Source organism: Nostoc sp., from assembly GCF_036919675.1.
In the GTDB taxonomy this organism is placed as follows: Bacteria; Cyanobacteriota; Cyanobacteriia; order Cyanobacteriales; family Nostocaceae; genus Nostoc.
In genome coordinates, this window is record NZ_JBALCP010000134.1 from 34093 (window position 1) to 56334 (window position 22242).

Genomic DNA, 22242 nt, shown 5'->3' on the forward strand with positions numbered 1-22242 from the left:
GATGGGAAGAGTGGGCAGTGGGGAAAGAGGCAGAGGGGCAGGGGAGGAAGTTGCACCAAGTCTTTCCACTCTGCACCCAATGCCCAATACAACTCTTGGAGAGGCTGCGCCAACGGCAACGGCTCCATCGAGCGTTCGCGTAGCGTCTCGTAGAGAAGCCGAGATGCTCAGTACAAGTGCCCCAATCCCCAATCCCCAATTCCCAATTCCTTATAAATTGATCTATCCACTTGCCGTTAGCTTGACTACACTTAGAAATTAGCAACTGCATTGCTGTCCTTAAGCAGAATGATTATGAAGTTATCTTTAAAGCAATTGGGCGTTTATGTATTTTTACTGGTGTTCGGCTGTGGTGCAGGTTTGTTTGGGAGTCGCTATCTCTTGCTACAAAATCCCTCGTTCCAACAGTTAAGAAATGTGACAATGGCTTTGCCTCCAGAATCCATAGTTCCAAATTCTCCTAACGCAGCTATTGGGGCTACTGGGGGCGAGAATGTGAATTTTATTGCGACAGCAGTACAAAAAGTTGGCCCGGCTGTGGTGCGAATTAATGCCACCCGTAAAGTAGCCAATCCGATCTCTGACGCTTTGAAAAATCCCCTCTTGCGGCGATTCTTTGGAGAGGATGAACAACCAATTCCTCAAGAGCGTATTGAGCGCGGTACGGGATCGGGATTTATTTTGAGCGAAGATGGAGAATTACTCACCAACGCTCATGTGGTAGCAGATACAGATACAGTACTAGTAACTCTCAAAGATGGTCGGAGTCTAGAGGGGAAGGTGGTAGGAGCTGATTCTGTGACAGATGTCGCAGTGGTGAAAATAAAAGCGAATCATTTACCGACAGTGAAGCTGGGCAATTCGCAAAACTTAATACCAGGAGAATGGGCGATCGCTATTGGCAATCCTCTGGGTTTAGATAATACTGTCACTATTGGCATCATCAGCGCTACAGATCGCACTAGCACTCAGGTAGGTATCCCAGATAAGCGAGTCAGCTTTATCCAAACTGATGCCGCAATTAACCCTGGTAATTCTGGTGGCCCCTTGTTAAACGCCCAAGGCGAAGTGATTGGTGTTAACACTGCCATCCGCGCTGATGCTCAAGGACTCGGTTTCGCCATTCCCATCGAAACCGCCGCCCGCATCGCCAATGAACTTTTTACCAAAGGACGTGTGGAACATCCCTTCTTAGGTATTGAAATGGCAGACCTTTCTCCGATCAGAAAACAGCAGATTAATCAAGAAAATCAACTGAACATTCAGCAGGACGCTGGAATTGTCATTAGAGGAGTCACAGACGATTCCCCAGCCAAGCGCGGAGGACTGTTTCCTGGAGACGTGATTCAAAAAGTTAACGGTAAACCAGTCAAAACCTCAGCCCAAGTTCAGAAGTTGGTAGAGGCCAGCAAAGTTGGGGACATTTTAGTGATCGAAGTCAACCGCAGCGGTAAAATTCAAACCTTTAAAGTGCAATCGGGTGCTTATCCTGAAAGGAAGTAGTCAAGGTAATTCGTAATTGACAACTAACGCTCGTTCCGAGGCTCAATTACTCGCTCTAAGCGAACGCGAACAGCGTCTCTAAGAGTTGCCATATCGTTGGCGAACGCGAACAGCGTCTCTAAGAGTTGCCATATCGTTGGCGAACGCGAACAGCGTCTCTAAGAGTTGCCATATCGTTGGCGAACGCGAACAGCGTCTCCCAGATAAGCCTCTTGAGAGCGAACAGCGTCTCCCCTTGGGAGAAGATAAGGCTTTACCCTGCGCTATTACTACCGCAATGCTTTCGTAATTCGTAGTTGTAATCAGTGCTGGCTCTGTACCCTCACTGTCTTGTTGACCACCAAACTAGAGATTTTGGTGTTAGCTCTGTACCCTCTTAATTACGAATTACGAATTAGTAATTATTTGGTCAATAGTCTCAGAATGTTTGACTACTGACTATTGATTATTGACCATTAGACAAATGCTCTAACTGCATTCTTTGTTCCATCTGGCGCAGAAAATACCCTGTCATCATGGCCGACGCTAAAAGCCCAGCTAAGTTCTCCCTATCTGTAGTGATTTGCACATTGAAATTTTCTACAGGGAGCATTCCCACTAGCCCTTGGACATTTTGGGAGATGATTTGTTTAATTTCGGGGCTGGCGGACTGAGCAATCCTCGCTAAAACATCAGGAGACTGATGCTGTAGATATTTGAGTAACTGATTGGGGTATTCCTCAGAGTGGTCGGAAAGAAGTTGATTAGGGTGTTCCTCAGAGTTGTCATTCAAGAAGTCAGGATTAAACACCATTGGCAGTTTTATTTAGCTTAATTGCTAACTCTACTTTAAACCATTGTACAAGGGTAGCGCATTCACTACGGGTATAAGCCTTTAAAAGCAGAGGGCATTGGGAATGGGGCATTGGGCATTGAGCAATTCAATTTTGGATTAAATTTCAATCTAAAATCTAAAATCCAAAATCTAAAATTCTTACTCCCCACTCCCTACTCCCTTCAGTTCTAGTTCTAGTTCTAGTTGTTCTTCCTTCTGGCTGGTGGAAAGTATTTGCGGGAGTTGTTCGATTTGGAAATATTGGTGAAATTTCGGCGTTACTTGGAGCGAGTAGGAGCGAGAATCGCTGTCTCGGCGCTTTCGGATGAAACCAAGTTCGACGAGTTCTGGAACGTGCTGATATACTCCTGAACCGCGCAGGTTAATCAAGTCGCTTTGGAGTATGGGACTATTGAGGGCGATCGCTGCCAAAGTCCGCAATGCACCTACTCCCAATTCTACTGGTATCATCGTTTGCACTAAATCATGAAAGTCAGACCGTAGTTGCAAACTATAACCATCTGGGGTTTCTATTACCTCTAAAGCGCTATCTCGGTGGGCATAGTTGTCCATTAGTTCAATTATGCCTTCTTTGACAGTGGCGCGATCGCACGCGGCATACTCGGCGATTTCGCCGAGCGACAAGGGTTTACCCTTTAAATAGAGAATTGCTTCTATCTTCGTCGCTGTGGCTGTAATCATTTAATCATCAGTCATTGGTCATTAGTTACTAGTCATTAGTTACTAGTCATTAGCAGATGACAACTAACAATCAACAAGTGTGTGGCATTATATCCTAAATTGCCAAAATTATTGTTTGAAACGGGCATGAGAAAAAACCTAGAGAAAGTTTCCCCTCTACCTCTTCATTTTGATCAAAAGCCTCTACTTGTGAGAATAAATTCTGCGATCGCTAAATCTTGTCGAGTGGTCACTTTTAAATTTGTCTCCTCTCCCTCGACAATTCGGACTTCAATACCGCACCTTTCAAACAAAGCGGCATCGTCAGTTACTTCCCAACCTTGACGGACACCTTCAGCATGGCACTGTTTCAACAACTTGACATCAAATCCTTGGGGAGTTTGTGCCGCCCACAATTGTCGTCTGTCGGGTGTTTCTTGAATTATGCCTTGTTCGACAATTTTGATGGTGTCTTTGACGGGTACACCAGCAATTAAACCGGGACAGTGGCGAATCGCCTCGGCACAAGAGTTAAATAAATCTGAAGTGACAAGGCATCTGGCCCCATCATGAATCAACACTTGTTCTGCGGCTACTGGGAGGGACTGCAAGCCATTGTAAACAGATTCTTGGCGGGTGGAGCCACCTTGGATCAATTGCACTGGTTTAGTCAGCTTCAGATCGGCGATAATTGTTTTAAAGTCAGACCAGTCAGCAGGCTGGGAAATAATCCCGATCCAATTGATTGTACTTGCGGCTTCTGCGGCTAATAGAGTCCAAGCAATAATTGGTTGCGATCGCAGTTTCAGTAGGAGTTTATTGCGGTTACTCCCCATTCTTTTTCCGATTCCCGCAGCTGGAATTAGTAAATACACAGAATTCCTCAATCTTTAAGCTATATATTTTCCCCTAAAATAGGGAGCGAGTAAGCGTCAATAAATATTATGCGAGTAGTAGCCCTTGTACCTGGCGGAATTGGCGACCAAATTCTCTTCTTTCCGACTCTAGATGACCTGAAGCGCCATTACCCTAACGCTCAGATAGATGTCGTTGTTGAACCCCGGTCAAAGGCTGCCTACCGAGTGAGCAAGTCAGTTCACGAGGTGCTGAACTTTGATTTTCAAGACCGTAACAGTCTGGCAGATTGGGGTAACCTGGTAGGTATAATTCGCGATCGCGAATACGATGTTGTCATTGCTGTGAAGCAAAGTTGGTTGCTGGGTCTTTTGCTCTGGTTGACAGGAATTCCCATACGCATTGGCTACCAAGGCAAAGGTTCGGTTTTTCTGAGCCACACTGTGCCATTCAAACCATCCCAGTATGCGGCGGCATTATATCATGATTTGCTCCAACCATTGGAAATAAATAGCCCTGTCCCAGAGTTAGCAGTAAATGTGCCAAAACCAGATATTGAGTGGGCACAAAAGGAACAAAAACGCTTAGGGGTGCATGAAACAGGCTATATCTTGATTCATGGCGGTTCTGGCCAGTTATCCCAGGCTAAAGAACCGGATAAAATCTACCCTGTTGAGAAGTGGCATCAAATTATTCAAGCCTTCCAACATAAGCAGCCGGATCTGCCTGTGGTGGTGATTAAGGGACTTGATGATCAGCAGTTTATGCGATCGCTTCTGGAGTCTTCTCCAGATATCAAGGTGACTGCCCCAGATGATATTGGCAAGTTAACTGCTATAATTTCCGGGGCTAATTTGATGTTGTCTACTGATAGTGCGGCACTACAACTGAGCGTTGCAGTCCAAACCTATACTATCGCCCTATTTGGACCCAGCGATCCAGCTAAGTTGTTGCCGAAAAACGATAAATTCCTGGCCATTGAATCCCCCACGGGAAAAACGGCGGATGTTTCACCAAACGCAGTTTTGGAGAAAATTTGGGGTGGCTAAACCAGCAGTTTGTCCCAATTTCTGCAATCAGTCTATTGGATATCCAATGTAGTTATGCGTTTATTAAATGACCGCAAAACCTGGACATTACGGCTAGATTTTGCGGTCATTCAGTATTAAAAAATACGCTAGAAAACTAGATTTTTCTCTGCATTTATGCCGGAGAGGACTAAATCCATGTGCCATTAGTAGTTTATAAAGAAATAATTGATGGTTAAGGATTGTTCGTAGTTTGCGCCTTAGCGAAGACAGCGCAAACTACGAATTTATCAAATCAAAGTTGACTGTGCCAATTTTAGATTTTAGATTTTAGATTTTATAGCTGTAGCCATATTAGTTAGGACGCTGCTTGCTTGAGAACGGTTTCTATAGCATCACGTAAATTATCGGATTTGGCTGTAACCATGCACTCATCTCTTCAAATTCTCCCTTAACCACCTCTCAACATCCACAACCTCCTTCCCATCTTTCCAATTAAAGCTTTTCTCCAAATCCCAACTCACACCCCTCCCTTCTGCAAACACGACCCTATACTTCTTGAGCGAATTCTCTGGATCTTTCGCCAACTCCCTCTTTAAAAACTCCACACTCCACTTTTCCCTCCTCACCTCCCTACCCAGAACGCTCTCCACAATATCCGCCACCCGCGCATACGTCACTGTATCCCCAGCCGTAAACACTACCTCATTCCTGAACCTCGGATTCTCCATAAAGACAATTTCCGCTGTCAGTGCCCCTATATCCTCCGGTGTTGTCACTGTTACAGCCGTCTCCCAGCTTCCTAGCGCTCGCACAACGGATTCATCTAAATCAACAACCCCAAAGAATCTCTCAAAGAGAAAACTCGTGAACATCCCCGTAGACACTATCACCCATTCCGTTTTGCTTTGGCCTCGCAATAAATCTCGTACGTCTAATTGCACGTCGAATAGTTCTTGGGCTGAACCTCGGCCAATAACATCATAATCCACCCCAAATTGCCACGGTAAATACCTCGCCACGCCCGCATCTAGGACTGCATGGGCGATTTTTAGTTGGATACTACTTCCGGCTACAAAGCCCACACAACTAATGACAGTATGATAGGGTCTGAAAAGGGCAGATAGGTCGGAACTAGAGCTGTTAACAACATCTCCAGGGAGAAACCTGATGCCTAGAGCTTTCAGTTTGTCTAATTCGGTCTGCTTTGTCGGTGTGCTGGGAAAGTTTATTGTGCTTTGGCGGAGGAGAACGGTGATGGTTGTGTCTGTTGGGGCGAGTCGTGCGAGATTGTGCAGCATAGAGAGGCCAAGTTCGCCTGCGCCGAGGACGAGGATGGAGGTCATGATTAATGAATACGAGGCTAACGTTTTATCTCAAGCAATTCACGATTTAAATACAGTAGTTGTTGCACTTAGTACAGTTTTGCGTAAAAACGTAGCGTTTTTAATGCAGGAGAACGCATTAACATTCTAAGGGAATACATTGGCATTGTATGGAGATGCATTAACAAAGCAAGCCAACGCATTAACAAAGCAAGCCGACGCATTAACAATGTAAGCCGACGCATTAACAATGTAAGCCGACGCATTAACAATGTAAGCCGACGCATTAACAAAGCAAGCCGACGCATTAACAAAGCAAGCCAACGCATTAACAAAGCAAGCCGATGCATTGGTATTGCAGAATATTGCTAAATTTAATTCGCTACGAATTAATGAAATGCTGTACTTAGCAATTTAGCGATTTAAAATATCTCAAAAAAAGCATCATCTAATTCATAACCCAGCATTTGGGCCATAGACTTCAGCCGCGATAGGCTGGGGATGCCCTGTTGTTTGAGCCAATCACCTAAAATAAAGATTTTATGCATCAAAAATATTTCTAAGGCTTCAGGATTGTACTGAATACCTTCTTGAGAACTGAACTGGTGTGGTACAAGCATGGCAGCATAACGAACAAACTCTCCAGCTTTCCAATCTAGTAAAAATGCTAACCAGGGGTATTTGGCATCTAGGCGCACAAACCATAGCCGCACCTCTGGAATTTCTGAGAGTTCCCGTGGATCGCCAGGTTCGAGATCGTAATTGATATCAAAACGTAGCTGCTGTTCATGGGATGCTACCCCAGCTTGCAGCAGTTGTTCAATCACCGTTGACGCAGGCGACAGATCCAGATTGTTAATGAAGTCATTATTGAGTGCGATCGCGATTGTCATTAATTCAGCAGCCACTTTCTTGATGCTCAACTGTAGGATCGACAATCTACAGTAGCAGCTTTCAGGGATTGACGCTAGATTGACCTTCACTCACTTTGACTTTATGAATCCGCTACAAAGATTGAAGCTGAGTCCATAACGGATTGTCGCCAATTGGTGACAGGCACGTACCTCACGACAATCTCTGCTAACTTCGGTTCCTTTGGTGGGCTTACAACGTTCAATGTGATGGTAACAAAGTTGCTACTGCCTCAATCCAAAGTGGTGTTCCCAATATCCCACCGTTTAGTAATACGCAGGGCAGTTGGAAGTCTACCTCAGACAAAGAGATTACTTCCACGGGACAGGACTTCAATTACCCAACAGCGACATTACCCGGCACAATTAGCAGAAGCGATTTTCGTGCGATATTTGATCCGGAAAATGGGATAGTGAAAGAAACAGTGACACTGAGGACGTTCTCACTAAAGGCAAATCCACTCAAAGATTATCCCTCGATAGTGCAGACGTTCACTGTCACGCGGCAACGTGTAAAACCTGGACAATCAAGTGAAGGCGTGCAATTTTAACCAGCCTCGCCACAAGACCTGGATACCAGTTGATGTTTTGCTTCGATGTTCTAGGTAGCCTTCAAGACGAGCGACAGCAACCAAGCGCCCAACTAACTGTTAGCACCTTGGGTAGTTTAGGAGATTTAGCTTTCAAAATCCGAATTGGGATGTATAGACGGGGAATTAGAAGAGGTAGAAACACTTAATGAGCCGTGATGACAGCAGGTAAAATATTATGCTCTTGTGGAGGTAGGTCTAGATGAATGTATTAAAGCGTCGTATTGGTCTTGAGCAAGAATTTTTTCTGGTAGATGAGACTGGTTATCTGAGCGAGCGCGCCGATGAGTTTTTGGAAGGTTGTCACTTAATGGCGCAAACACAAGGTTTAAACCCAAAGTACTTTGTGCCAGAGTTCGTCAAAAGCATGGTAGAAATTAACACACCTCCTGCCGACACTGGTACAGAACTAGGAAGAGTTTATCTCAAAAATCTCAAATTGGCGCTTTCTGCGGCACAACAGATGGGTTTACGCCTTTACCCTCTGTCTAGCTACCCTTTGCACATTACACCCGTTATGCGCGATCAGCCTAATTACCATATCCAAGCGCGGACTGTCGGCTATGAGAAATTTTTACACGCCGGCAAATGTACAGGTACACACCTGCATTTGGAAGTCCCGCCTGGGGTAATTGACCCTGGTGTTGCAGTATCCTACAACTCGACATCAACAGACCGAGAAGAACTACTAAATATCTATAATTTAGCTACAGCTTGCGACTCAGCACTCATTTCTCTGACGCGGGCGTGTCCCTTTTATGAAGGACAGGCGATCGGACTAGCCGCGCACACAACTCGTTATCGAGGTAGTGAAACCTTTGGCTGGGAAGGAGTTTACACTGATTTACAGCCAGTCGGTGGACTCATGCCTTATGCATTGAGTGTGGAGGGTTTAGTCGAACAGCAATTTGCTCGTTATTATACTTGGTTGCAAGCGATGGAAAAAGCTGGAATTGAACCGAACCTGTTCAAAGAAGCAGGAGTCAGCTTACTCAAGTCAGCTTGGAATCCAGTTAGACTCAACAATCTCGGCACAGTGGAAATCAGATGTATAGATAGCAACTATCCCTTAATGATTTTAACTGTAATTACACTGCTTGAGAAGGCGGCTGAGCGAGTCAGGCGTGAGAAGTTAACAGTTAGACCAGCGAAAGAAATGCAGAGATTTGAAGTAGTTGGCGATCGCCTATATGTACCAGATTTTGAATATCTATCAGGTGAATTGCTCTATACCTCAGCTACAGAGGGAGTTAAAAACCCCAAAGTTAAGGCTTATGTCGATTCAATTTTGCAGTTTGCGAGCGCTGCGGGTGGCGAAGGAGCAAATTTTCTGGCGAAATTGAGCAAACACCTCGATCACTATCAGACGATAGAAGCTGGGATATTGCAAGAGTTTACCCCAACAACTGCTCAACTTCCATTAGATGACGGTTTGCGTTTAGTGCGTGAATGTTGTGACAAGCTAGAAGCACAGGTTTCATGGATAGACACAGAAAATCCCCTAGCAGCGTTGGATGCTGATGAAGGATTGTTACTACAGCAGCATTAATCGAAACAGAGTGCAAAGTTTTTCATAAATACTTGAGGGGGTAAGAGGTTGTTGGCGTTGGCAACTATCTCTTACCCCCTTAAAATGATTATCATTATTGTTGAAATTTAGGCTTTTGATTTTTACTGAGTAATTTATTCCTTGGAAGTCCCTTAATACTTACTCTTTATCCCTTGGCGTACTTGGTAAATCAGCGCTGTAGGCGACTGTTAACGCAGCGTAAAGCCTGCGGCATGGCAACTCTTAGAGACGCTACGCGTAGCTTGCTTCCCCGCAGGGGTACGCTTAGGGCGAGTTATCGAGCGTCACCCAAAGAGGCGGTTCGTTTAATAGATATTAAGTGCATTTTTATAGCGAATTGGTATGAAACTTTTTTGCTGACCTATACAAGGTTTATACACAAGTCTAACCTTCTCAAACTTATTTGATACTTTTGCTTAGTTTTCGCTCGTTACAACAAATATACATCTAGTTGCAAGCCTTGATATGAACCGCTGGCGATGCCTGCGGCGGGCTACGCCTACGCAATTCACGTATAGCGGATTTGGCTACACTTAAATATTACTTTTATAATTACAATAATTACTTATATTTAAATAAAAATTGCTACACCATTAACATAGTATCTGATTAGAATTAGCCTACTTAAAAAAGGCAACGCCTGCCCCAAGGTGGACATTTACAGCAATTTTAAGTTAAAGTTGTAATGAGTTTGTTTTAGATAAAGGTCTGACAAAGTAGCCGTCAACAACCAAAAAAATCATTATCACCACCTGTCACTTCCGCAGCATCAAAAGCCAAAACACAAGTACAGGTAAAAAAACGTTGTGCAATATCATTGCATATATTAAATAACCAATAAACGTTGAAATGGGAAAATTCCCTTAACAGTTCACAAGCTGTAATATGCAAAAACAAACAATTCCGACAAAACCAATTCGTTCCTTAGAAGATGCCCTTGAGCAGTGTCAAATCCTGGGTATGCGCGTTAGTCGTCAGCGTCGCTTTATTCTGGAATTACTTTGGCAAGCAAATGAACATCTTTCTGCTAGAGAGATTTACGATCGCTTGAACCAACAAGGTAAAGAAATCGGTCATACGTCTGTTTATCAAAATTTAGAAGCATTATCTAGTCAGAGCATCATTGAGTGTATTGAACGCTGTGATGGGCGTTTATACGGTAATATCAGTGACTCTCACAGTCATGTCAACTGTATAGATACAAATCAAATTCTTGATGTTCATGTGGAACTGCCAGAAGATTTTATCCGCAAAATTGAAGAACAAACAGGAGTACGGATTACTGAGTACAGTATTAACTTTTTTGGCTACCGCAACCCGCAAGAAAGCTGATGAGAGTTAGGAAGTGAGAGACGCGATTAATCGCGTCTGTACAGGAGTTAGGAGTTAAAAGTCTGGATTCTAGCTTTCCTAGCTAATAAAACCTAATAACCATTAGTCTCATCAATGGGGTTATTGCTAAAAACTGTCTCGTGATCATCGGCATGATCATCTAAATCTACTGGTAATAATTGTGCCTTCGCAGCTTTCAATTAGTCTGCTCATAGGGAATTTGTTCCAATTATTATCTGTGTTTGTCGTAATTTTTACAGTGTTTAAGAAGGGCTATTGCGATGCCTGCGGCGGTAAACTACGCAAATATTTCAATCTTTGAAAGGAGTCTTTGGAGAACAAAGCATCATCATCGATGGCCAATTTTTTGTCAGTCTCAGCGAGGATGGTATCAAATAAGCAGGCGTTGGTGAGATTCGCTCTTATTAAGATTTGTCCCTATGAGGTTTACCTATTGTAAGTTTGGTTTAGCTAAATTTGCCCTGATTAACTCCACATTCGATAAGTTTGTCTGCTGAAAATTGTTTTCTAAATCCCGAAATTTAAAGTACAATCCTGGCAAAGTCTTATAGCGGTTCTCAATTGCATAGAATACAGACCTAACAAGAACAGCCCCTTCCCGATCAGGAAAGGGGGGTAATAAGTAGTCGGACAAAAATATTTACAGTCATTGCGAGCGTTAGCGTTAGCGCTTCTAGAGTCCGGTGGATATGAGCCGATCCTGAGCGCAGTAGCATCGTCTTGATCCCACCAATTAGCGGATAGCCTAACAACCATTGACTCAGGCGATGATAAATTTCCCATAACAGATAAGACTTTTAAGTATTAGCAGCTAACTGCAATAGTTCATAATCTTGCAGTCCGTCGCAGTACAAAACGCCCAACAAATGCAGCATTAGGGGTTGATGGACAAGGGCAGATAATTCTCTTAACTTCGATTGGCTGGCAAATAAGCCTGTGTGTTTTCAGAATGTAAAGAAATTTTGAGCGATCGCCCCGCTGAAAATCCTCTGATTTGATTGATTGCGAAAACAGGTAACAATGGGGAAGACAAAGTTTTGTATCAAAGCTGTTTTCTGATTGGTAAAAAACAGTGATTGGGTAATTGAGTAGACTATGAGCGATCGCCCTCTAAAATTATTGTTAATCGACCAAGACCCAATTTTTCGTTTGGGATTAGGGGTAGCTCTGGAAGCAATCACTAACCTGCAAGTTACAGGAGTGGTAGAAACTGATACTGCTGCCTTGCAAATTTTAGCAGAAATTGCCCAACAGGACCCTAACCAGGTAAATTTGGTGGTTTTGGAATTCGGTAATGGTCGCTCCACCACCAGTCAGCAGCTAGGTTTACAATTCTGTCGGCAACTCAGAGCCTTATATCCCAACCTGCCAATTTTGCTCCTCAGTTCTGTTCAAGAACAAGGACTACTATTGGCTGCGAAATCCGTTGGTATTAATGGCTACTGCCCCAAAGGCACACCACTTCCTGAGTTAGTCGCCGCCATGCAAGAAGTTGCAGATGGTGGTTCCTATTGGTTTCAGGACAAGGAAGCAATAATCACTCCTAATTCCTCACTCCTCATTGCCCCTAATCCCCAGAGAGGGCCGCGAGTTCCCCACTCCCCACTTCCCTTTTTTAGACTGCGAAATAATTTACGTTTGTCAGGAATTGCTTACATTGACGCTACCCTAGCCGCAGTAACAGCACAATTACAAGTTCCCGGACTACCAGTACTAGATCGAGCAATTCTGGCTGGACAGCGGCGAGAACTGCTAGCGGCTCGTTGGTTAATAAATCGGTTGTTGGTTTCATCACAAGAAAGGCAAGACGAACATATCACCGTTGCTGATCAGCCGCCTCTGGTTCCTTCATTGAGTAGTGCCATTCAACAAAGGCAAACTGTGTCACCTTTACTTAGTCCGGGAACACTACAATCTGAGTTGTTTGCATCTTGCGTTACAAAACTTCAATTATCTTTACGAAATGTCACAGATATCCCTTTAGAAATTGACATCTTTCGTGAAGATAAAAAACGGGAATTACTTTATCTTATCCTGCAAAAATTGGCTGAACAGTTGGATGAACTGCGGGCTTCGCAAATAGAGATAAATCAATTATATGAGGTAAAATTTATCCTATTACGTGATTTATGGCAAGTAACAATTACAGAGTTTTTTGGGAAATTTTCTCGGATAAAATTAGGAAATAAAAATATAGAAATTGTTAAATTTTTGCTCCAAAATACAGAGGTTGTGCAAACAGATATTCTCAATAGAATTCCTCTAACTTGTGAGTTTTATTCTTATCTACTATTTCAAACAGAATTAAACATTGATAATACCTCCTATCCAGTAGTGAGCGCTGAAGCCAAGTCCCAAGCATTAATGATTTTAGAGAACTTGTTGATTCAGGTAGCGAATGGGGTAGTGCAACCACTGTTAAACTCTTTAGCAGATGTAGAAGCCATTAAGAAAAAATTTTATGGGCGCCAATTAATTTCCACACGAGAGATTGAACGATTTAGAAATGATTTATCGTGGAAATATCGTTTAACTAATTATATAAATGATCCAAAAGCAGTTTTTGAAAGTCGATATGAGCTATTTGTAATTGCCCCTCGCGGCATTGCCAATACTTCAGTTTATGCTCCTCGAAATCAGGAGTTAGTAAAACTTTCTAATATTCCTTTAGTAGTGACGTTACTCCTAGAATTTAGTGATGCGATCGCACCGCGTTTAAAATCACTATTAGCTTTTTTAGGTAGTGGTATAGTCTTCATCCTCACCCAAGTAATTGGTCAAGGTTTAGGTTTAATCGGTCGTGGTATTCTTCAAGGTATTGGTAGTGTTTCGTTAGTAGAAAAGAACTTTAAACGAAATAGCGATCGGTCTAAATGAAGAAGCAGGGGAAGAAGTACTATTGATAATTGATTAATGCCCTATGACAAATGACAAATGACTAACAATGATTTTATCGGGCTAGCAATTTCTTATGTTTACGCGATTAGTCTGCTTGTGATTGGCGAGGGACTGCGTAGGCTGTTTGCTGTGAAGCCGGATTTGACTCGCAAAGTGATCCATATTGGTGCAGGGATGTGGGTCTTTGGCGTCCTGCTGCTGTTTAAGCACTGGGAAATCGGAATTATACCTTTTGCTACCTTTATCGGACTTAACTACCTGTTTTACCGCTACCGAATCATCGGCGCAATGGATACCCAGGATAGCTCACCCGGCACAGTTTATTTCGCTATCTCAGTGACACTGCTTTTCGGGCTACTGTGGCGACCAGACGGGCCAGTAGATAGCGCTCCAATCGCTGTAGCCGGGATAATGGCGATGACCTGGGGGGATGCACTAGCAGCATTAATCGGTAAGCGCTTCGGGCAGCATAAATACCAAGTTGGAAATTCTGTGCGTTCCTGGGAAGGTTCGGCAGCAATGTTTGTAGCGAGTACAGTGGTCATTTTCTTGGTGCTGTTGTTGCTACCAGGTTCGTCACTGAGTCCCCTAGCAAGACATTTTAGTTTGGGATGGACTTTATTCACTACGGTAATAACTGCTACTTTCGCCACCCTAGCAGAGGCAGTCTCACCCCACGGTACAGATAACCTCAGCGTGCCTCTGGTAGCTGCGGGGGTAGTGTGGGTAGTGATGCAGGGATTTTAATGCACTCCCAATTACCTCGTTCCCAGTCTCCGGCTGGAATTTAAGTCACTAATAATACTAATAATATACATATAACTACACTAGCCATTGACACCACCTCACAGTTAGCCCCCGAAAAGTTTGGAGTGGATACTTAGGAAACTGGATGATACTTGTGAATTTCGCGGTTGGCTGTAAATCCGTAGTCTGTGATTAGCTGGTGGCGGTGAGGTAAATCAGTGGAAAGTTATCAGTGGGGAGTCAAAGTTTGAGACTTTATGTAGATTCTCAATAAAAACAGCTATTTACACTGCGATGCCTGCGGCGGTACACTGAGCGGCTTGTCTTGAGCGTACCCCTACGGGGAAGCAAGCTACGCGCAGCGTCTCCAAGAGTTGGGCAGGCTGTTCGGTATCGCACTATTAAATCAGTGATTTATAAGTAGTCGGACAAAAATATTTACAGTCATTTCGAGCGTTGGCGAACGCAAGAGCGTCTCTAAGAGTTGCCTCTCGTTGGCGCAGCTTCTCGTAGAGAAGCGTACTCCAACTCTTGGAGAGGCTGCACCAACGCTCCATTCGCAATGACATTGTGTAATTAATTCTGTCTGACTACCTACCCCTAATTTTTAGCACCTAACTTTGGAGCACTGCTTTTTGTATACTACTATTTTGAAGTTGGCGGTGTTCAGAAACACAATATGTCTGTGATCAATAACACACACTTGCTGATTGAGACGATTATATGATCTTGCCAACATGGACATACAGCAAGAACGCATCTAACAACCCAAATTCCGCACCCCGACTGCCACAATCGGTTTTTTCGTCTTTTGATTCATATTTGATGTTCTATTTCATACAAAAGGCATCAAATTAGGATTGGGATGCCTACAGTGCTCACTGAGCTTTGCCGTACCCCTACGGGGAAGCAAGCTACGCGCAGCGTCTCCAAGAGTTGGGCGGGCTGTTCGGTATCGCGCATTGACAAAACCCCAAAAGCTGAAAATTCGTAGTATGACACTTTAGGGTGCGGAATATGGGTTACAACTCGATGTGCATATTCTTTCTACTAACTTCAGTGATCCTACAGTTATGCTTCACTGTCTGAATTGAGCAGAAATTATCAAAGCATACCTGAAAGGATTTCCCACAATTCAAGAAGGCAGAAGGCTGGAAGTATCAATCGAAATTTCAGTTGTGGCTCATTGCCCACTAGTATAACAAAATTGTGTCGAGATTCGTAACACCAGACACAAGGCATCCTTGCTCCAATCCCATGCTTTTAAGCGTGAGATTGGAGCAAGGATGCCTTCTAAGCTAAAACACATTTAATTTGCATATTAAATTTTCTCAATATCTTGTGGGGTGAGTATCTTGCCCGCCCTAATTATGCAACTCGAATGCCGATTAGCTTACCTCCTGCCTTCAAGATGCATTTTTCATCAAAAAACAACTCTAATAGCATGAGTACAATCCATATGAACTTTAAGCAATTTGGTGTATTACTGTCTATATCTACAATTTTGGGAATGAACGTTATTGCCACCAAGGCTTTGGCTGAAACACCGCCTAGTCAAAAACCGCCTAGTATTACTTTTAGAAATGCAATCGCGTCTGGTGGATGTATTGTTACAGATCAGCTTCTTGGATCTGACGGTAGAAGCTTATCGCTCCTCTTGGATAAGTTCAAGGCATCCGAAGGTGGGCGTCAAAAGTGTATTTTACGTATTGATACTATAATTCCAAGTGGTTTCCAAGTCCAAGATGTACAGGTACTGTACCAAGGAAGTGTTGGAGTTAATTCACAGAGTAAAGGTGTAACCTTAACCAGAAGCTATATCTTTAATGGTGGTGCTCTTGGTGGTATAGTCTCGGCTCGCCCTATAACTACCGTGTTTAAATCTAGCGATCTTCTTTTTCAGGAGCAAGATGATATTCTTGTTGCATCTGCTTCATGTGGTGGACAAGGACAATTGGGTGCTAATGTGATTGCACAATCCTCATCAGGAAGCTCTATTTTTGTTGATTCAGCCGATTTCAGTGCTGGGGATGTGATATTTCGTATAGACCTAAGTCCTTGCAGATGAATAGACCGTGAAACGCCTCACAAAATTCCCAATTTTGTGGTCTTCAATGAGTGGTGGATCTAAATCCCCCACTTATTGATTCTACCGAATGTATTCTTCTTTAAGATTCCAAATTTATCTAGATGGAGAGTAGATTATGTTGAGATTAAGTGATGCACGTAATTTTTTCGTATTAATACCCTTGTTTTTTTTATGTTATGATGCCAATTCATATAGCATTGCTATTCCAATAGAAAATCAGCCACAATTTTCTGTTAATAAAGGATGTAATATAAATTTCGAGCCGAAAACAAGTGAGTTGAAACTTAGCTCTAAGATAGCTGTAAATGCACAATTGTCAAGAGCTAGATGTATCATTAGAATTAATACTTCTAATACTACAAAGCAATTTAGGCTCGTGCCTTTAGCTTTCAAAGGCGAAGTAAAAAAAGCACCAGCACAAGTAGCTATCTCATCATTTGTAATTGGCGATCAACCAGATCGTTTCTTATATCAAAGTCCGTTATATGGGAGTCCTTTGAAGTTTGATTTGACCAATAAAATACTTCCGACTAACTATACAACTAAAGAAAGAAGTGTTTTAGGCATTAATTTAGTATTAATAACGACCGGAGGAGAATCAGAGTTGACAGATATCAGGTTTGCACTTCAACAAAAATAATAGACTTCTTGCAAAAGTCAAAAAATCAGGAATGTCATTTTGAGCGGAACCCAGTGGAGAGAAGAATATTACAAGATGTTTAGCTCCGCTCAATATGACAATTTAAGTATTTATGCAAGAGGTCTAATAAGCTTAATTCTGATGAAGTTGCGTTTACAATCAAGGTGCTGTCATATCGGCAAAGGTAGCGAGAACTGCAAAGTCAGTACCCTTGCTGAAGTCGGTAATAATATCAGTACCTTCCTCAGAGAAAAAGATAAATTGATCTGAACCTTTGCAACCTGTGAGGATATCATTACCCTTACCGCCAGAGATGGTATCATTGCTATTATCACCAGCGATCGCTTCATCACCTGGAGTGCCAGAAATAGTATCGTTTCGGTTAGTAACAGTGATGTATAGCACCAACTGTGATTGCAACCCTAGCAATAGATGTGGAATGGGGCGAATTGGATTATTTATTAATAGATTTACCTCCCGGTAGAGGTAATGCTCAAATAATAATTATCCAAGAAACCCCAGTTTGTGGAGTTATTCTAATAACAACTCCCACCCCACTCACAAATTCCAATTGCGGCGAAAATGGAAGAAGCCTTCTAAAAACTCTTGCAAAGCAATATTGCTATTTAACTTCTGCTTACTCCACTCTCTTGCAGTTTGTTCCAGAATTTCTGAGAAACTGGGATAGACGGGAGATAGATTTACTAAATCTTTGACTTTAATTTTTTGGGACATTGCCAAAGCAATCAAATTAATCAACTCTCCAGCTTCTGTCCCCAATATCGAAGCTCCCAAAATTTCACCGTTGCGTAGCACAATTAATTTATACATGCCAGTGGTTTCGTCCCTAAGTTGGGCTGCTGCCACTGTTTTAAAATACTGTCGCAAAACTAAGACTTTATCTCGACCAAATTGGCGTTTTGCCTGCGCCTCTGTCAAACCCACTTGCGCCACCATTGGTACAGAAAACATTGCCCAAGGAATGGAGTGATAATTTACTTTTAACCTGGGGAAAAAGAGTGCATTGTTCAGGGCAATTTTTGCTTCATAATTAGCGATATTGGCAAAGTCGTAACCACCAATTACATCACCACAAGCGTAAATGCGGTGGTTAGTAGTTTGTAGTTTATCATTCACTACTAAGCTACGCCGATGCCATTTTACGCCTACCGTTGCCAAATTTAGGGATTCAAAATTCGGCTGTTGTCCAGTCGCCACTAGAATTTCATCAGTTTCAATGGCTTTATCTCCTGCTTGAATCCACTTTTTATCCTCAATTAGCCTCACCTGAGTTACTGGTTTATCAGTGAGGACGCATACACCTTCAACTTCCAACTGTGCCTGAAGCAGTATGGCTATCTCAGGGTCAAGATGGGGTAGAACATAGGGATGCTTGACTACCAGCGTCACACTGCAACCAAACCGCGCTAAAGTTTGAGCGATTTCAATGCTTTGGGGAATCCCGCCAATAATTACCCAATTTTTGGGTAATGTCGCTCCTTTTAAGGATTGCCAAATATTAGATAGGGTAAAGTAGCCAGTGGCTTGCAATCCTTCAATCTCTGGAATTTCTGGACGCGAACCACTGGCCAGCAAATAGGTACGGGCACGTAGTAGGCGATTGTTAACAGCAAAAGCGAGTTGGGGTGAAGATTGAAATTGACCACTACCAACGATGACATCTACCCCCAGCGCAGCTAGGATGCCTGGAGAATGCTGTTCTTTGAGATTTGAGGCGACGCATTGAGCATACAGCATCGCCTCTTGCCATGCCATAGATATGTGGCATTCTTCTGAGGTATCAGTGTGTGTGGCATGAATACCAAAACTAGCGGCATCATTCAACTTCTGCGCCAGTTTACCGATTTCGGTAAGAGCATGGTGATCAGTAAACCCGTAGTCTACTTTAGGTTCCACCAGGGCAACTGTAGCACGTAGTTGGATGGCAGTAAGGGCAGCGTAGTATCCAGCAAGACTGCCACCAATAATTACAACATCGTAGTCAACGGTCACGCGAATTTAAAGTTAGGAGTTAGGAATTAGGAGTTAGGAGTAGAGACGCGATTAATCGCGTCTGTACAGGAGTTAGGAGTTAGGAATTAAAACCCTTTTTATAGGGCTTCTGGGTTGAGTTCAATATAGACCTAACCCCCAGCCCCAACCCTTGCAGGGAAGGGGAGTAAGATTCAAAGCCTTTCTCGTTTTAGGAGAGAGGAATGGAAGTGAGGTCAGAATGGATTGCATACAAACGATCGCTCGCTATAAACTCATAACTCATAACTTATAACTTATAACTCCTAACTCTCTTTTAGCGCTGTTAGTAAGCGTTGGTTATCGGACTCTTCACGTACAGCAACCCGGAAAAAGCGATCGCCTAGTTCTTTAAAACTAAGGCAATCGCGGATTAAAATTTGGTGATGCTGGAGTAATTGTTGCTGTAACTGCGAAGTAGACTGTTGGGACTCAACTAGTAAAAAGTTAGCAGCACTTGCTTGGGGTTGCAATCCTGGAATTTCAGCTAAACCCTGAAAGAGTTGGTTTCGTGCAGGTGATAGCCATGCCCAGGTTTGCTCTTGAAACTCCGTATCCTGGAGGGCTGCAATTGCTGCCGCTGCCGCTAGCGTATTTACGGGCCAGGGGTCACGCCATAGCTGCCATTTAGCCAGCCAGTCGGGGTGTGCGATCGCATATCCCAATCGCAGTCCTGGGAGACTGTAAAATTTGGTCAGCGATCGCAATACTACTAAATTTGCATATTCCTGCACCACCGGAATCAGGCTTTGTTCCTCATTGGGCGGCACAAAATCCATAAATGCTTCATCCACCACAACCAAAGCAAATTGCTCCAGGTAGGGCAAAATAGAGTCCCGCGAAAATAGTTTTCCGGTTGGGTTGTGGGGATTATTCAGGAGTAGTCCTTTATCCAAAGTCCGGGAAGTTCTGAGTGCTGGAAGTCGACACTCAGACTTCTGTGTTTGTCCCTTGTCAACAATCAATGACGAATGACCAATGACTAATGACAAAGGACACTCCAGCACTTTAGCGTTGTACGCCCTCAGAGTTCGGTAGTAGTCGCCAAAGGCTGGAGTTATTAAAGTTGTCGCGGCTAATTGAGCTAATTCCCTACCGATCAAAGTGAGTAATTCTGCGGAGCCGTTACCCGGCAGAATCCACTCAGGTGGCAATTGATGGAAGTGACTGAGAGCTAGTCTCAGTTCACTATAGTTTGGGTCTGGATAGTGCTTAAGATTACCAATTTGGGACAGGATAGCAGCGATCGCGCTGTTTGGAGGCCCCAACGGGCTGATACTAGCAGAAAAATCCAGAATAGCGTCAGGGGGACAGCCAGCCAGTGCTGCTGCCCAGGCTAAATTTCCCCCGTGTGCAGGTTGCCGCATTAAAAAAGGGTTCCAGAAGATAGAACCTATGATTTTGGGGGTGCTACCTTTTCTCTAAACAGTTTTCCTGCCGAGAAAGCAGGAACCCTCGTCGCTGGAATTTCCATTTTTTCATTTGTTTTCGGGTTGCGACCTTCGCGGGCTTTACGTTCCCGTGATTCAAATGAGCCAAATCCTACCAGCGTTACCTTATCACCAGAGGAAACTGCTTCAATAATCGTTTCCAAAGCGGCAGTTAAGACTGCATCCGCTTGTTTCTTGGTAACACTAGCCTTTTCAGCTACGGCATCAACTAATTCACCTTTGTTCATGTCAAACTCCTGAAGGTTTACTTGAGATTCTTTACGGATGTAATTTGGTACATCTGTACTAAATCTTTGTTCGCAGAAATACAAAAATCATCCTTTGGGAGTATTTTTACTCAAAATGGCTGTACATCCCATCGGCTCGACTTTTCAATGAATCATTCTAAGGTGTTGTAGCCTGATGTGGATAGATGAAACCATTAATTTATATAGATTTCAGGATGTTTTGTCATTTTAGGGTACTTGTTTCACTAAAAACCACCCAAAAACTAGGAAAAAATACTTATTAAAACTGCGATCGCCAAGGGAATAGGGGAGTGGGAAGGTGGGAGATGGTTAGTATTTGTTGAGATTAATTAAGGATTTGAAGAGTTATTGAAAATCGAAGCCTCTGATCCCCGACTTATTAAAGAAGTCGGGGATTTTGTTGACTTTTCACCTCATCTGGAAAAATCAAAGCCTCTCCCTGTCCTGACTTTAATCCCTCTCCTTACCAAGGAGAGGGATAGGTTTTGCGTAGCATAACCTTTCTTGAGGTTTTCTTGAGCTATTCGATAAACCATAAATTGTGTCCAGAGAGACTTGTGTGAACACAGTAGGCATTACTAGGGAAGATGTTTGGCGATAATTATGGTCAATTTGCCGGACATGGTTTTACTTTTCCCTAGCAGAAATTTTCTGTTGCACCCAAGCCCGAAAAGCACGGGTAGTAGCAATTTCCCCATTCTTCTTCGCTTCTTGCATAAACTGAGGAATCTCCTTGACCGACACAGGCGTAAAAGTAGGGCTGGTTTCGACTTCTGAGTATTGCCCACCTGCAAGTGTGTAGACTCGCAACACACTGCCGTTATAACGCCAAAATTCAGGGACTCCCATCGCAGCATAAAGCTTAAGCTTGTCTATTGCAGACCTGGAATATTCCACTTCCAGCACAAGGTCAGGGAGCGGGTCGGTGGCGAGGTCAATATTTTCTTTATCCCGAACTAATGCTTCATTTTGGATGTAGTAGCTACTATCTGGCTCGGCTCCCCGCTGCAAATCATCCCGCGTTAAAGTTAATGAACCAGCGCGTTTAATTTCCCAGCCCAACTCTTCGCACAATACCCCAACAAAAACCTCTATTAAGCGATTTGAGTTTTCGTGCGGCATCAGTGGGATTATAATTTCTACGGTTCCATTGTCATAAGCCAGTCGGGAGTTACGATCTGAACCCATTTCAGCCAGCATGGTTTTAAAAGTTTGCCAGCTGATGTTTTGGAGTAAAACCCTATTTTCTGCGGGTGTTGTTATCGCCACCGTAGTTCATGCTAATACTTATGGTCAACTTAAAGCTGCTTTATTCAATGAATTTCCACCAAAAGAAAAAAGCAAGCGCAGAAAAACTAAAATAACTGATTTAGGTTTTGCTGAAAATGACTTGTGGATCGCTCTGCAACAAAATCTCACCATTGTCTCAGCCGATCGCGATTTTTAACATATTCAAAAAGTCAGAACATTATCTGTTGAATCTTGGCTGACAAGCTGAAAAATCATGT

20 protein-coding genes and 1 pseudogene are annotated in these 22242 nt (G+C 43.2%); 11 read left to right on the forward strand and 10 right to left on the reverse strand.

The genetic code is table 11. The features are described from left to right. Position 1 precedes the first annotated feature (1 nt). Positions 2-262, forward strand: a complete 261-nt coding sequence (locus V7K49_RS30135) for a hypothetical protein (protein WP_335208913.1) — start codon at positions 2-4, stop codon at positions 260-262. A gap of 32 nt (positions 263-294) precedes the next feature. Then, positions 295-1503: an HhoA/HhoB/HtrA family serine endopeptidase gene (locus V7K49_RS30140; RefSeq protein ID WP_335070482.1), complete on the forward strand. Its 1209-nt coding sequence runs from the start codon at positions 295-297 to the stop codon at positions 1501-1503. Between the two features lie 445 nt (positions 1504-1948). On the opposite strand, the gene V7K49_RS30145 is transcribed toward V7K49_RS30140, so the two are convergent. From V7K49_RS30145 to ispD, 3 genes are all read right to left on the reverse strand, one after another. After that, positions 1949-2296 (reverse strand): DUF760 domain-containing protein, encoded by a 348-nt coding sequence (locus V7K49_RS30145; RefSeq protein WP_273764562.1) that lies wholly within the window; start codon positions 2294-2296, stop codon positions 1949-1951. Positions 2297-2476: 180 nt separating this feature from the next. Beyond that, positions 2477-3019, reverse strand: coding sequence for an SMC-Scp complex subunit ScpB (scpB, locus tag V7K49_RS30150; RefSeq protein ID WP_322728545.1), 543 nt, complete (start codon positions 3017-3019; stop codon positions 2477-2479). Between the two features lie 173 nt (positions 3020-3192). Further along, positions 3193-3873: a 2-C-methyl-D-erythritol 4-phosphate cytidylyltransferase gene (gene ispD / locus V7K49_RS30155; protein WP_335208915.1), complete on the reverse strand. Its 681-nt coding sequence runs from the start codon at positions 3871-3873 to the stop codon at positions 3193-3195. A 69-nt stretch (positions 3874-3942) separates the two neighbouring features. Between ispD and V7K49_RS30160 the strand changes: the two genes are divergently transcribed. Next, a complete protein-coding gene (locus V7K49_RS30160) occupies positions 3943-4902 on the forward strand; it encodes a glycosyltransferase family 9 protein (RefSeq protein ID WP_335208916.1) in 960 nt (319 codons plus the stop codon). A 410-nt stretch (positions 4903-5312) separates the two neighbouring features. Here V7K49_RS30160 and V7K49_RS30165 read toward each other — a convergent pair whose 3' ends face one another. Together V7K49_RS30165 and V7K49_RS30170 are read right to left on the reverse strand one after the other, a co-directional pair. Further along, complete coding sequence (locus tag V7K49_RS30165; protein ID WP_335208917.1) at positions 5313-6227, reverse strand: aromatic alcohol reductase; 915 nt, start codon at positions 6225-6227, stop codon at positions 5313-5315. 401 nt (positions 6228-6628) lie between these two features. Next, entirely contained in the window at positions 6629-7099 is a 471-nt protein-coding gene (locus tag V7K49_RS30170; RefSeq protein ID WP_335023805.1) for a CRR6 family NdhI maturation factor, read from the reverse strand. Positions 7100-7909: 810 nt separating this feature from the next. On the opposite strand from V7K49_RS30170, the gene V7K49_RS30180 reads away from it, so the two are divergent. The 6 genes from V7K49_RS30180 to V7K49_RS30205 all read left to right on the forward strand — a co-directional run bounded on the left by V7K49_RS30180 (position 7910) and on the right by V7K49_RS30205 (position 17004). Further along, entirely contained in the window at positions 7910-9256 is a 1347-nt protein-coding gene (locus V7K49_RS30180; protein ID WP_335208918.1) for a glutamate-cysteine ligase family protein, read from the forward strand. Between the two features lie 906 nt (positions 9257-10162). After that, complete coding sequence (locus V7K49_RS30185) at positions 10163-10609, forward strand: Fur family transcriptional regulator (RefSeq protein ID WP_334866385.1); 447 nt, start codon at positions 10163-10165, stop codon at positions 10607-10609. Positions 10610-11725: 1116 nt separating this feature from the next. Next, positions 11726-13507, forward strand: coding sequence for a DUF3685 domain-containing protein (locus V7K49_RS30190; protein ID WP_335208919.1), 1782 nt, complete (start codon positions 11726-11728; stop codon positions 13505-13507). Between the two features lie 57 nt (positions 13508-13564). Then, positions 13565-14275, forward strand: a complete 711-nt coding sequence (locus V7K49_RS30195) for a diacylglycerol/polyprenol kinase family protein (protein ID WP_335208921.1) — start codon at positions 13565-13567, stop codon at positions 14273-14275. Between the two features lie 1459 nt (positions 14276-15734). Beyond that, positions 15735-16343 carry a DUF4360 domain-containing protein gene (locus V7K49_RS30200; RefSeq protein ID WP_335208922.1) on the forward strand — a complete coding sequence of 203 codons (609 nt, stop codon included), beginning with the start codon at positions 15735-15737 and terminating at the stop codon, positions 16341-16343. Between the two features lie 136 nt (positions 16344-16479). Next, a complete protein-coding gene (locus tag V7K49_RS30205; RefSeq protein ID WP_335208923.1) occupies positions 16480-17004 on the forward strand; it encodes a hypothetical protein in 525 nt (174 codons plus the stop codon). Positions 17005-17163: 159 nt separating this feature from the next. Here the strand turns inward: V7K49_RS30205 and V7K49_RS30210 are convergent, their stop codons facing one another. Continuing rightward, a complete protein-coding gene (locus V7K49_RS30210; RefSeq protein ID WP_334866536.1) occupies positions 17164-17409 on the reverse strand; it encodes a hypothetical protein in 246 nt (81 codons plus the stop codon). A gap of 29 nt (positions 17410-17438) precedes the next feature. Here V7K49_RS30210 and V7K49_RS30215 point away from each other — a divergent pair. Beyond that, positions 17439-17510, forward strand: a pseudogene (locus tag V7K49_RS30215) (P-loop NTPase); the annotation flags it as partial. Between the two features lie 52 nt (positions 17511-17562). Here the strand turns inward: V7K49_RS30215 and V7K49_RS30220 are convergent. The 4 genes from V7K49_RS30220 to V7K49_RS30235 all read right to left on the reverse strand — a co-directional run bounded on the left by V7K49_RS30220 (position 17563) and on the right by V7K49_RS30235 (position 21934). Beyond that, positions 17563-19017 carry a dihydrolipoyl dehydrogenase family protein gene (locus V7K49_RS30220; RefSeq protein WP_335208924.1) on the reverse strand — a complete coding sequence of 485 codons (1455 nt, stop codon included), beginning with the start codon at positions 19015-19017 and terminating at the stop codon, positions 17563-17565. Between the two features lie 284 nt (positions 19018-19301). Then, positions 19302-20402 (reverse strand): threonine-phosphate decarboxylase CobD, encoded by a 1101-nt coding sequence (cobD, locus tag V7K49_RS30225; protein ID WP_334866373.1) that lies wholly within the window; start codon positions 20400-20402, stop codon positions 19302-19304. Positions 20403-20428: 26 nt separating this feature from the next. Further along, on the reverse strand, positions 20429-20713 hold the full coding sequence (locus tag V7K49_RS30230; protein WP_103137906.1) for an HU family DNA-binding protein: 285 nt from the start codon (positions 20711-20713) through the stop codon (positions 20429-20431). A gap of 648 nt (positions 20714-21361) precedes the next feature. Then, positions 21362-21934, reverse strand: coding sequence for a Uma2 family endonuclease (locus V7K49_RS30235; RefSeq protein WP_335208925.1), 573 nt, complete (start codon positions 21932-21934; stop codon positions 21362-21364). On the opposite strand from V7K49_RS30235, the gene V7K49_RS30240 reads away from it, so the two are divergent. Continuing rightward, positions 21933-22181 (forward strand): hypothetical protein, encoded by a 249-nt coding sequence (locus tag V7K49_RS30240; RefSeq protein ID WP_335208926.1) that lies wholly within the window; start codon positions 21933-21935, stop codon positions 22179-22181. The two genes, V7K49_RS30235 and V7K49_RS30240, sit on opposite strands and share 2 nt — an antisense overlap. The last annotated feature ends 61 nt before the right edge of the window (positions 22182-22242 follow it).

Bases quoted from the DNA above. Each gene is read 5' to 3' on its own strand.
- V7K49_RS30135 (WP_335208913.1), top strand. From the start codon at position 2: ATGGGAAGAGTGGGCAGTGGGGAAAGAGGCAGAGGGGCAGGGGAGGAA.
- V7K49_RS30140 (WP_335070482.1), top strand. From the start codon at position 295: ATGAAGTTATCTTTAAAGCAATTGGGCGTTTATGTATTTTTACTGGTG.
- V7K49_RS30145 (WP_273764562.1), bottom strand. From the start codon at position 2,296: ATGGTGTTTAATCCTGACTTCTTGAATGACAACTCTGAGGAACACCCT.
- scpB (WP_322728545.1), bottom strand. From the start codon at position 3,019: ATGATTACAGCCACAGCGACGAAGATAGAAGCAATTCTCTATTTAAAG.
- V7K49_RS30160 (WP_335208916.1), top strand. From the start codon at position 3,943: ATGCGAGTAGTAGCCCTTGTACCTGGCGGAATTGGCGACCAAATTCTC.
- V7K49_RS30165 (WP_335208917.1), bottom strand. From the start codon at position 6,227: ATGACCTCCATCCTCGTCCTCGGCGCAGGCGAACTTGGCCTCTCTATG.
- V7K49_RS30170 (WP_335023805.1), bottom strand. From the start codon at position 7,099: ATGACAATCGCGATCGCACTCAATAATGACTTCATTAACAATCTGGAT.
- V7K49_RS30180 (WP_335208918.1), top strand. From the start codon at position 7,910: ATGAATGTATTAAAGCGTCGTATTGGTCTTGAGCAAGAATTTTTTCTG.
- V7K49_RS30185 (WP_334866385.1), top strand. From the start codon at position 10,163: ATGCAAAAACAAACAATTCCGACAAAACCAATTCGTTCCTTAGAAGAT.
- V7K49_RS30190 (WP_335208919.1), top strand. From the start codon at position 11,726: ATGAGCGATCGCCCTCTAAAATTATTGTTAATCGACCAAGACCCAATT.
- V7K49_RS30195 (WP_335208921.1), top strand. From the start codon at position 13,565: ATGACTAACAATGATTTTATCGGGCTAGCAATTTCTTATGTTTACGCG.
- V7K49_RS30200 (WP_335208922.1), top strand. From the start codon at position 15,735: ATGAACTTTAAGCAATTTGGTGTATTACTGTCTATATCTACAATTTTG.
- V7K49_RS30205 (WP_335208923.1), top strand. From the start codon at position 16,480: ATGTTGAGATTAAGTGATGCACGTAATTTTTTCGTATTAATACCCTTG.
- cobD (WP_334866373.1), bottom strand. From the start codon at position 20,402: ATGCGGCAACCTGCACACGGGGGAAATTTAGCCTGGGCAGCAGCACTG.
- V7K49_RS30230 (WP_103137906.1), bottom strand. From the start codon at position 20,713: ATGAACAAAGGTGAATTAGTTGATGCCGTAGCTGAAAAGGCTAGTGTT.
- V7K49_RS30240 (WP_335208926.1), top strand. From the start codon at position 21,933: ATGGTTTTAAAAGTTTGCCAGCTGATGTTTTGGAGTAAAACCCTATTT.
- V7K49_RS30235 (WP_335208925.1), bottom strand. From the start codon at position 21,934: ATGCTGGCTGAAATGGGTTCAGATCGTAACTCCCGACTGGCTTATGAC.